Here is a 1821-nt window from a genome sequence, read left to right as displayed (position 1 = left end):
GTCGGCGCGAGTCTGTATGAGCGTTCGGACGCCGTTGATCGCTGCAAACCACGCTGCTCCTGCGCCACCGACGCCTGCTGACGCCGCCAACCATGCCGGCCCGTTGGACATCGTGCTCCCACTCTCCGTGTTCGGCGACTTGCTCAGTGACGGCGAGCACGCAGCTTCCGGTTGGACGGTTCCGGGTCGTGGGTCTTGGGTCTCGAACATTTGTCGGAGGTTGCCGACTGGCCGCTGATGATGGGCTGCATCGGCGAGTTGGAATCAGCTAGTCGCTCGTCTCCACGGCGACGCCGAGTGCTTCGCGGCAGAGGACAGAAAAACTCGTCAGGGCTGAAGCCATCTCTTAGCGAGGTCGAGCAAGGTCGTGCCAGGCGAGGATCCGCTCTCCCGCATCAGCCTCGGGAGGCGTTGCGACGAAAGAGCGGTGCGCGAATACACATTCTCGCGTGGCGTCTCGTACACGGTCCGCGGCTGCCCAGACCGGCCCAGGACCGAAGAGGTGGACGCCGCTGCATGCGAGGGCGAGCACCGTCCAGGCCTCATCGATCTGGTCGCTCATCGCGTCTTCCACCGTGTCCCGGTCGACAGCGACACGAAGCGACGCCAACTGGCCCGCCAGCTCACCATGGGCTCGGATGACCTCGCCGTAAATGTCTCGTCGTTCCTGCCGGATCCAGTTATTGAGTTCGTCAGCCCGGCGTTCTTCGACCTGGGGGGCCACTGCGTCGGCCGCCGTCTTCGCGCCTTGCACGGCGCCGGCTTTGGTGAAGTACCCGCCGATCGCAGCGCCAACTAGTCCGGCCAAGCCCGCGATCAGCGCAGACCAGCCCTGATCCATGGTTCCCCGCAAGCTTCGACGCCCGGTTCGTGAGAGAGGCTACGCCGCGAGGGCCGTGCTCTTAGCCCAGTTCCATGAGCTTGTGCCGTCCCAACAGCCGGGCTGGAAGTGGCGTTGCCCGCTCGAAGGTCAGGAACGAGGTCCCAGAAGAGCTGCGATCTCGCGGGCAGCATCGCGGGCCGGGCGGCCGACGCCGATCAGGGTGGCGGAGGCGGGCCCGGTCCAATCGCCGTAGCCGAGCAGGTGGAGGCGCGGTTCGTCCGTCGCGCGGGTTCCGGCGGTGGTGATGTGGCCGCGTGAGCCCCGGAGTTGGAGCGGGGCGAGGTGGGAGAGGGCTGGGCGGAATCGGGTGCACCAGATGACCGCGTCGACTTCGGAACTCGTTCCATCGCCCCACCCCACGCTGTTTGACGTGAGCCGGGTGAACATCGGTGAAGCCTTCAACAGGCCCGCATTACGTGCCTCGCGCACCGGCGGCACGGCGACGATGTCGCCCAGCGAGGCCACGCCGCCGGTGTCCGCGCTTCCGCTCTCCAGCGCCTTGCGCCGGGCGGTGGCCGCGTCGAAGAGTGCACGGCCGTCGATGTCGTCGGCGAGGAAGCGCGGCGGGCGCTGGGTGACCCAGGTCAGTTCGGTGTCGTGCGCGAGGTCGGCGGCGATCTGGGCGCCGGAGTTGCCGCCCCCGACCACGACGACCCGCTGCCCGGAGAAGTCACGCGAGCCGCGGTAATCGACGGTGTGAAGCTGACGGCCGCGGAAGTCGGGGCGACCGGGGACGGCGGCCAGGAAGGGCCGCCACCAGGTGCCGGTCGCGCTGATGACGGCGCGGGCCCGCCGGGTACCGGTGTCGCCCTCGACCCGCGGGAAGGCCCCGTCGCGGTGGACGCCGTGTACGGACACCGGTCGGATGACGGGGAGTTCGTACCGATGCTCGTAGTCGGTGAGGTACTGGACGACATGCCCGGCTTCGGGATAGGTCT

2 protein-coding genes are annotated in these 1821 nt (G+C 68.3%); one reads left to right on the top strand and one right to left on the bottom strand.

What is annotated here, in order from left to right; all coding sequences use genetic code 11:
- Positions 1–427 precede the first annotated feature (427 nt).
- The gene (locus ACZ5CR_RS44335; RefSeq protein WP_468869091.1) at positions 428–799 is read left to right on the top strand and encodes a hypothetical protein; all 372 of its coding nucleotides are present in this window, start codon (positions 428–430) and stop codon (positions 797–799) included.
- Positions 800–970: 171 nt separating this feature from the next.
- On the opposite strand, the gene ACZ5CR_RS44330 is transcribed toward ACZ5CR_RS44335, so the two are convergent.
- Positions 971–1821 (bottom strand): NAD(P)-binding domain-containing protein (locus ACZ5CR_RS44330; protein WP_468869089.1); only part of this gene is annotated, 851 nt, incomplete at its 5' end.

Source organism: Streptomyces sp. NPDC031274 (assembly GCF_055570235.1).
This window is presented reverse-complemented; position numbering and strand designations above follow the sequence as displayed.